This window comes from Euzebya sp., assembly GCF_964222135.1.
In the GTDB taxonomy this organism is placed as follows: domain Bacteria; phylum Actinomycetota; class Nitriliruptoria; order Euzebyales; family Euzebyaceae; genus Euzebya.
The window spans coordinates 1-8,563 of the sequence record NZ_CAXQBR010000059.1; the positions used below are offsets into that span (position 1 = coordinate 1).

The window sequence follows — 8,563 nt, forward strand, 5'->3', positions numbered from 1 at the left end:
CACACCGGCCGGGTCGCCGTCGTGGTGCTCGGTGGCCACCTCGATGCCGGCCTCGCGCACCCGGGCCGCGGCCTCGGCCAGCACGTCCTCCGCCCAGGACGCCCGCCCGACCGCGAGCACGGTGACGGTGGCCCCGAGCGCCCCGGCGACCGCGACGCCGCGGTCGAGGGCCTTGGTGGCGGTGCGCGAGCCGTCGGTGCCGATCAGCACGCTGGTCGGCGGGCCCTCCGGGCGCTCGTCGGTGGTCCGGACGATCAGCACGTCGCCGACGGCGTGGTGGGCGACCTTGTTCGGGACGTTGCCGAGCAGGAAGATCCCCGACGCGCCGAGGCCCTGGGAGCCGACGACCAGCAGCGCCCCCGGTGTGCCCTCGACCAGCTCGAGCAGGCTGTCGGCGGGGTCGCCCTGGGGCGTCGCCACCTCCACCTGGATGCCCTTGACGGCCTTCCGGGCCACCGTGGCGCCGTCCTGGGCGGTCTCCTGGGCGCCGATGTAGCCGAAGCCGAAGCTCTCCTCGATGTTCTGGGACTCGACGCGGTGGGACCGCGGGCCGAGGTCCTCGGGGCGTGACCGGGTGTAGGAGGTGGCGACCACGAGGGGGGCGTCGAGGCCGCCGGCGATCGTGGCGGCCCGGCGCACCGCGCGCTCGGCGGTCACCGAGCCGTCGGAGCCGACGATGACCTTCGGGTAGACGCTCATGTCCGCCTCACTCCTCTGCGGGTGCGGTCGCGGTGGGTTCCACCGGCGGTGCGGCCGGGTCCTCGGATGGCGGCGCGGCACCCTGCGCGTCACCGACCGGGCTGACGGTGGAGGGGCCGAGGACGGCGACCTCGGCGGCCAGCCACTCGCCGTCGACGCGGGCGAGCTCGACCTCCATCCGCAGCTCGTCGGACACGGGCTGGGGCTGGGCCACGGAGGTGTAGGTCTGGCGCACCACCAGGAACGCGGTGGCGGTGTCCCCCTCGACATCCTGGACGAAGCTCGAGGTGATCTCCCCGACCGACTGGAGCTGGTTCTCGGCCAGTGCGGTGCGGAGCTCGTCGTCGAAGAGCTGGACGACCTCCTCGGCGTAGTCGCCGGTGGCCAGCTCCTGGGTGTCGGCGACCCACTCGTCGATGGTCGCCCCGTCGAAGGTCGTGACGCGCAGCGCGACGACCTCGGCGGCCTCCTGGACGGCGTCCCTGGTGGCCTCGGCGGACCGGACGTCGGACGTCGACACGTACATGAAGACGGCCAGGGCGAGCCCGAGGACGGCGAGGCCGGTGGCGATGCGCACCTGCCAGATCAGGCTGTGGGCGGTCCGCGTGACGACGGGGCGGTCGTCCGCCGCCAGGTCGTCATCGACGCCTGACGGCGTCCGGTCCCGCGCGACGGCGGGGGTCGGCTCCTCGACCGGGTCGTCGGTGGGGATGCCGCTGCGCTCAGCCACGTCGTCCTCCTCTCGGTCCCCCGCGACCTGATCCTGCACGACCGGAGCGGCGGCGGCGCCGCACCATGCCCGGCGGTGCCGGGCGGCCGCCGAGGCGCCAGCCCAGACCCAGCGCGCCGACGCCGAGGGCCAGGACGGTCACGACCAGCGGCGACGCGGTCGTCGACCCGGAGTCGGCGACCGGCGTCTCGTCCACCCCGACCGGCGCGACCCCGGCCGCGCCGACGCCCGGCTCGGCGGGGGGCTGGGCGGCGACCTGGGTGACGGACGTCCGGCGATCGTTCTCGGGCCGGATGACCTCGCCGTCGCGCGGCACCGCCAGCTGGTGGTTCGGCTGGACGGCGGCGCCGGCGCCGGGCCCGAACACCGACTCGCACGCGCCGCCGGGCAGCGTGGCCGGCACCGGGCGCGCGGGGTCGTAGAGGACCGGGGTCGGCTGGGGCTCGAGCAGGAACTGCACGCGCAGCCACGGGTCGCCCTGGATGCTGGTCGGGCCTATGATCCGGAACGCCTCGAAGAAGTACTGGTTGACCCGGATGGCCTCCTCCAGGTTGGCGAGGTTCTCCGGCTGGTTGACGAAGGTGTTGAGGTCGGCGAGGTCGCGGATCGAGCAGGCCAGGTTGGCGCGGCCGCGGGCCAGCAGGCTGGTCGTGGCGTCGAGGACGGTCGGGGCGGTGTCGAGCAGGCCGTCGACCTCGCCGCGGATGTCGCCGACCAGCTCGGCGGAGTCCGCGAGGTCGGTGATCAGCTGGGCCAGCTCCTCGCGGTTCTCCGCCAGCGTCGCGTTGACCGTCCGGCTCGAGGCGAAGAACCGGTCGAAGTCGGTGCCGTTGTCGCCGACCGCCTCGCTCAGCGTGGCCGAGTCGACCAGGATCGACCGGATGTCCTCGCTTCGGCCCTCGACGGCGTCGGCCAGCTCGGCGACCACGGTGGCGGCGTCCTGCGCGTCGACCGGGGCGAAGACCTCGTTGGCCAGCTCGAGCAGGTCCTGCGGCTTGGTCGGCAGGGTGATGGAACCCGGCCGGATCACCTCCTCGGCGGCGTGGAAGGCCGTCTCGGGACCGACCGCACCGGTCGGGCGGATGTCGAGGGCCTGCTCACCGACCGCGGACTGGCGGAGGACGACCACGTCGACCTCGGTGGGGATCTCGATGTCGTTCTCGATGCCCATCTCGACCAGCACGCCCTCGGCGTCCTCGCAGTCGGGCAGTGCCTCGGCATCCGCCTCGCCGCAGAGGTACACCTCCTCGACCGAGCCGACGCCGACACCGCGGTAGGTGACCTCCTTGTCCTCGAGGAGCCCACCGGCCTCTGGCAGCTCGACGTACATCGTGTAGGTGTTGTCGAGCACCGCCGAGGCCAGCAGCTGGGTGGCGGCGAACAGCAGCAGCACCGCCGACGCGATGATGACCGTGACGAGGTTGATGAACGTGCGCGAGCGCTTCATGCCGCCTCCCTCAGAAGTCCTGCGGGGGGCGCGGCGTCGGCTGGGGCCGGCCCTGTGGCGGATCGGTGCAAGCGCGGACGCTGTAGCCCGGCTCGTCGTTCAGGCCGCAGATGATGAAGTCCAGCACCACCTGGGCGTTCTCCTGGTTCACGCCGCGGATCGTCGCGAAGTTGTGCTGTGCGACGTTGACGAACAGCGTGTCGATCGCCTCGAGGTGCTCCGGCGCGATCAGCTCGCCGCTGATCCCCTCGAGGTAGGTGACGAAGTCGTCGATGCGGGCGCGGTGGGTGATGATGATGTCCTCGCCGGTGTCGGCCAGGTCGCGCAGGTTCGTGAGCGTGTCGATCAGGCGGTCGTCCTCCTCGGCGAGGACCCGCACGAACGTCGTGGCCTCCTCGAGCGCCCGGCCGTGCACCTCGGCCTGCGGGCCGACGGTGTCGAGGAACTGGTCGAGTCCGTCGAGGAGCCGGACCAGGTCCGCGGAGTTCGCGTTGTAGGTCCGGGTGACCTGCTCGAGGTCGTCGATGACCTGCCCCATGGTCTGGCCGCGGCCGTCCAGCCCGGCCGCGCCGGAGGAGATCGCGCCTGCGAGGGTGTCGGTCGAGATGGCGATCAGCAGGTCGGTGGAGGTGGCGACGACCTCCTCGAGCTCGGGGACGACCTCGGTCTGCGCGACCGTGCCACCGGACTCCCAGGTGCCGCCCGCCCCCTCGACCGGGGTCAGCTCGATGTAGCGCTCGCCGAGCACGCTCGTCTTGCGGAGCCGGGCGATCAGCTCCGAGGGCAGCTCGATGGTGGGGTCGATCTCCATGCGGACCGCGGCCATCAGGTCGCCGTCGAGCTCGATGCCCTCGACGGTGCCGATCGTGACGTCCGCGAGCTTGACCGCCGCGTTGGTCGTCAGGTCGGCCACGTCGCTGAACTGGGCGTTGACGACGATCGGCTCCTCGCCGCCGCAGCCGGTGGCGAGCAGGGCGAGCGTCGTGAGGATCGCGGCGAGCACGCGGATGCCCATCACTCCACCCCCAGGATCGAGTTGCCCTGCGGTTCCGGGATCGCGGGGACCCCGGCCGGCTCGGTCGCGGTGGGCGACTCCGATGGCGTGGCGCCCGCCGAGGGGGTGGCGCTCGGCGGCGTGGACCCGCGCCCCTCGAGCCGCGGGTCGACCGGCGGCAGCGGACCGGGGGTCGGCGCGGGCGCGGCGGCCTGGGCCTCGGCGTTCGCGTCGAGCTCGGCGGCCATCGCGGTGCGGGACTCCTCGGACAGCTGGCTGAGCGCCGTGCCGGCGGCCTCGGCGAAGGAGATGCCGGGGCTGCCCTGCTGGCACAGCCCGGGGAGGCACAGGTCGGGGAGGGTGTCGAGGATGTCGTCCAGGGTGTCGCAGTCGGCCAGGTCGAGGCGGAGGCACAGCCCGATCAGGCGGTCCTCGAAGCGGTCCTGGATGAACTCGACGAGCGGTCCGGCCTCGTTGTCGAGGGGCAGCCGGGCGTTCTCGTAGTCGATGATCCGCCCGGCGGTGTTGAACAGCCGCTGCGCGCCGAAGAACGCGTCACCGAGTCGCGACAGGTTCCGGTCGACCGTCGACAGGGTCGTGGCGAGCGTGGCGAGGTCGCGCACCAGCGGGTCGTCGTGCTCGAGGATCAGCGGCTCGAGCTCAGCGGTGGCGCGGGTCAGCTCGGTCAGCGCCCCGACCAGCAGCTCGCGGTCCTCCTGCAGGTTCTGCAGGACCGTCGACGCGTTCGTCAGCGTCGAACCGATCCGCTCCTCCCTCGTGGCGAGGGTCTCGTTGAGGGCCGCGAGGTCGTCGACGACCTGGTTCAGGTCGACCGAGGAGTCCGCCAGCACACGCACGGTCTGCGCGCCGGAGTCCACCAGCTCGTTCAGGCCCTGCCCGTTGCCGTCGAGGGTGTCGGCGAGCACGTCGATCAGGTCGGCGAGGGCGCCGGCGTCGAGGGATGCGAGGAAGTTCTCGAACGAGCGCAGGACCTCGTCGACCTCGGCGGGGATCGCGGTCCGCTCGATCGGGATCGCCGCGCCGTCCTCGAGCGTCGGCCCGCCGGTGTAGGGCGGCTCGATCTGGGCGAACCGCTCGCCGAGGAGCGAGACGGGCTTCAGCCGGATCGTGGCGTCCGCCGGGTAGTCCCGCTCGGGATCGAGGGCCATCTCCACCTCGACGGTGTCGCCGAGCGGCTCGATGCGGGTGATCTCCCCCACCGGGAGGCCGAGGACCCGCACCTCCGACCCCTCGAACAGGTTCGCGGTCCGCGGGAACGTCGCGGTGATGGTGAGGGGCTCGGCCTGCTCGGCGAACGGGCCGACGCAGGCGGTGGCCAGCAGGGCGCAGGCGAGGACGACCGCGGCGATCATCCGGCGCATCAGCCCTCACCCCCCTCGTCGGCGGCGCCACCGGTGAGCGCGTCGATCAGCGACCGCGGGCCGACGTCGATCGGCAGGCGCTGCGGTTCGCGGTGGATCGGGCCGTCACCGGTGAGGATCGGCAGGTCGGGCAGGCCGGGGATCGGCCCGTCGTCGCCCTCCTCGGGGTTCGGCGAGTCGTCCGGCAGGGTCTGGTTGGTCTGCTCCTCGCAGCTCCGCGGATCGGGGCCGAGGAGGACGTCGAGCTGCTGGTCGAGGATCCCGCCGCAGCCGACGAGCAGGTCGACGTTGGCCGGGCCGGCCGCGTTGACGAACACGTGGCCCCACGGGACCGGCTGGCCGTTGGCGAAGCCGATCGAGCTGAACCCGATCAGCGAGTCGCCGGCGTAGGCGAGGCCCTCGGCCAGGTCGACCTGGTGGCGGCTGACGATCTCGAGGTCGAGGTGCAGCTCGTCGAGGATCGCGTCGAGGTCCTCGCGGACGCCGACCACGAAGTCGGCGGTGACGGCGCCGGTCCGCTGGGTCTCGGCCAGGAGCGCCTGGAGGTCAGCCCGTCGGGCGGCCAGGTTGCCGAGGGCGACGTCGAGGTCGTCGATGATGCCGATCAGCTCGTCGTCGCGGGACTCGAGGGTCTGGCTGACCGTCGACAGGTTGCGGAGCAGCTCGCGGATCTGGGTCTCCTGGGAGTTGACCAGCTCGGTCAGGTCGGTGCCGGAGTCGACCAGGTCGGCGACCCGCTCCCGCTGGCCGCGGGTGACGTCGGCGACGTTGACCAGGAGCATGTTGAGGGCATCGGAGTCGATCTCGCCCAGCAGGTCGTCGGCGGTCTCGGCCAGCTCGGGCACGTCGGTGGTGACGGTCGTGCGCTCGATCGGGATGTGGTCGCCCTCGACCAGCAGCTCCCCCTCGAAGTCGTTGCCGGTGTCGAGGATGACCCCGCGCTTGCCGACCAGGGTCCGGAGGGTGATCTCGGCGCGGGTGGTGGACGGCAGCTCGATGCCGCCGTCGACCTGCATCTCGGCCTCGACGTGGTCGTCGCCGATGTCGATGGCGGTGACGGTGCCGGCGCGGATCCCGGCGACGAGCACCACGTCGCCGGCCTGCAGGCCGTTCGCGTCGGCGAACGAGGCCGAGATCGTGTAGCCGCCGCCGATGTCCTGGCGGGTGACCGACAGCGACGCGACGATCGTGACGACGATGAGGACGGCGGTGATCACGCCGATCACGATCTGGTTGCGCTCGATGAACTGCTTCATCCGGCGTCACCCCCCTCGGCGTCGTGGGCGGTGATCAGCGGCACCCCGACGGCGACCTCGAGGGCGCTGAGGCGCTCCGGGGCCAGCTCGACGGCGGAGACCGACGTGGGGACCGGCGCGTCCCCCCCGTCCGCGGGGTCGATGGGGTCGGGCAGCTCGGGCACGCCCTGGGGGGGCGGGGTCTCGCCGCCAGGGGCCTCGCCCTCGGCGCCCGGTGCGGGGCTGCCCTCGCGCGAGCTGGGGAACGCGCAGCTGGTCCCGCCCTCGGTCTGGCAGGTCACGATGTTGCTGCCGAACTGCACCTGGATGGCCACGCCGCGCACGTTGAACCACTCGCCCCGGCGGCTGATCAGCATGTACGTGGCCAGCCCCTGGCGGAGGCTGGCGACGCTCTCCTCGAACGCGTCGCGCTGCGCCCCGATGGAGTCGGTCAGGCGGCGGAGGTTGTCGGCGGAGGCGATCAGCCCGGCGTCGTTCGCCTCGATGAGGTCACCGAGCTGGGCCTGCACCGACGCGAGGTCGACGGCGGCGTCGAGCACCTCGTCGTTGCGGTTGGCGAGCGTGTCGGCCACCAGCGAGAGCTGGTCGATCAGGCCGGTGAGCTGGTCCTCGCGGCCGTTGTACTCGGCGAGGAGGGAGTTGGCGTTGGCGATGACGGCGCGGACCTCGGGTGCCTGTCCGGCGACGGTGCCGGCCAGCTCGCTGACGTTGGTCACGAGCGACTGGATCGTCTGGTCGCGCCCGAGCAGGACCTCGTTGAGCGCGGTGGTCAGCTTGTTCTGGGCGGCGGGGTCGATGGCCTGCAGCAGCGGGTCGAGGTTGGCGACGAAGGCCGCGAGGTCGGCGACCTCGATGGACTGCTCGACTCCCAGGCGGCCGGCCCCGTCCGGCCCCAGGTCGCCGGCGACCAGGGCTCGGCCGCCGGGGTTGGGGTAGAGGTAGAGGAACCGCTGGCCGATGACGTTGCGCCAGCGGGCGCCGACCTGCCAGCTGGTCGTGGGCGACACGTCGGGCTCGACCTCGAAGGTGACGACCGCGTCGCCCCGCTCGATCTCGATGCTGTTCACGCGCCCGACGTCGACGCCGGCGATGCGGACGTCGTCGCCGACGGCGAGCCCCGACGCCTCTTCGAGGACCGCCTGGTAGCTGCTCGCGTCCTGCAGGAACGGGATGCGGTCGAGGTTGCCGGTCACGCTCGCGATCCAGCCGGCCGCGATCACGCAGACGACGCCGAAGAGCAGGAACTTGAGGCCCGGGAGGCGGTCGGTCACGGGCTCAGCACCCCCTCGAGGATCGTCGCGAGCCCGCCGCGGGCGGGGATCTCGGGGGTGGGGTCGATGATCGCGGGCACCTCGCCGAGGGGCAGGTCGTCGGTGGGGGTCGAGGGCGGCTGGGCTGCCGCCACAGGGGCGTCCGGCAGGGGCAGGTCCGGCAGCGGCAGGTCGGGCAGCTCGGGCGGCTGGGGGCCGGCCGGGGGGTTCTCGTGGTTCGGTCCGTCGGCGCAGATGGGCACGAGGGCGCGGAGCGCGCCTGCCAGCGAGCCGCAGAACTCCTCACCGATCGGGTTCTCGAGGAGGATCTGGAAGCCGGCGCCGAAGCCGGTGAAGCCGGGGTCGGTGAGGCCGCCGTTGCCGATCGTGTCGCTGTAGTCGCTGATGCCGACGACCAGGTCGGCCAGCTCCGGCCGGTACGTCCACAACAACCGCGTGACGTTGTCCCCCTCCACGATCAACCGATCCAGATCCGGCCGCGTCAGCTCCAACACCACATCCAGCTGATCGCTGAAGCCATCCAACGAGGTGAGCAGCGCCCGCAACCGCGCCTGGTTCTCCGAGATCGTCCCCAACGCCCCCCCATCGATCACCGACCCCAACCGGTTGAACTCATCCCCCACCGGCCCCAACGCCTCCGCCACCAACGACAGATCACGGATCGCCGGCACCTGATCACCCAAGCTCCGGCTGAACACATCCGTCGCCCGCGCCCCCTGGTCCACCGCCCGCGCGATCTGGGCGTCCTGACCCACGAACGCCCCCAACCCGTCATCGACCAGCA

General features: G+C 72.5%; 7 protein-coding genes and 1 pseudogene. All 8 read right to left on the minus strand.

Annotation, left to right across the window (positions count from 1 at the left end; genetic code table 11):
- The coding region (locus ACEQ2X_RS12660) for a universal stress protein (RefSeq protein ID WP_370326175.1) at nt 1-699 on the minus strand (699 nt) is incomplete at its 3' end.
- 7 nt (nt 700-706) lie between these two features.
- Nucleotides 707-1,429, minus strand: a complete 723-nt coding sequence (locus ACEQ2X_RS12665) for a hypothetical protein (protein ID WP_370326176.1) — start codon at nt 1,427-1,429, stop codon at nt 707-709.
- The gene (locus tag ACEQ2X_RS12670) at nt 1,422-2,876 is read right to left on the minus strand and encodes an MlaD family protein (RefSeq protein WP_370326177.1); all 1,455 of its coding nucleotides are present in this window, start codon (nt 2,874-2,876) and stop codon (nt 1,422-1,424) included. Before ACEQ2X_RS12670 ends, ACEQ2X_RS12665 begins: the two co-directional genes overlap by 8 nt.
- Before the next feature lie 10 nt (nt 2,877-2,886).
- The gene (locus ACEQ2X_RS12675; RefSeq protein ID WP_370326178.1) at nt 2,887-3,891 is read right to left on the minus strand and encodes an MCE family protein; all 1,005 of its coding nucleotides are present in this window, start codon (nt 3,889-3,891) and stop codon (nt 2,887-2,889) included.
- Entirely contained in the window at nt 3,891-5,252 is a 1,362-nt protein-coding gene (locus ACEQ2X_RS12680) for an MCE family protein (RefSeq protein WP_370326179.1), read from the minus strand. Before ACEQ2X_RS12680 ends, ACEQ2X_RS12675 begins: the two co-directional genes overlap by 1 nt.
- Entirely contained in the window at nt 5,252-6,508 is a 1,257-nt protein-coding gene (locus ACEQ2X_RS12685; RefSeq protein WP_370326180.1) for an MCE family protein, read from the minus strand. The genes ACEQ2X_RS12680 and ACEQ2X_RS12685 overlap by 1 nt, the downstream gene beginning before the upstream one ends.
- Nucleotides 6,505-7,779, minus strand: coding sequence for an MCE family protein (locus tag ACEQ2X_RS12690; RefSeq protein ID WP_370326181.1), 1,275 nt, complete (start codon nt 7,777-7,779; stop codon nt 6,505-6,507). Before ACEQ2X_RS12690 ends, ACEQ2X_RS12685 begins: the two co-directional genes overlap by 4 nt.
- Nucleotides 7,776-8,563 (minus strand): annotated as a pseudogene (locus ACEQ2X_RS12695) (hypothetical protein); the annotation flags it as partial. The gene ACEQ2X_RS12690 and the pseudogene ACEQ2X_RS12695, both read right to left, overlap by 4 nt.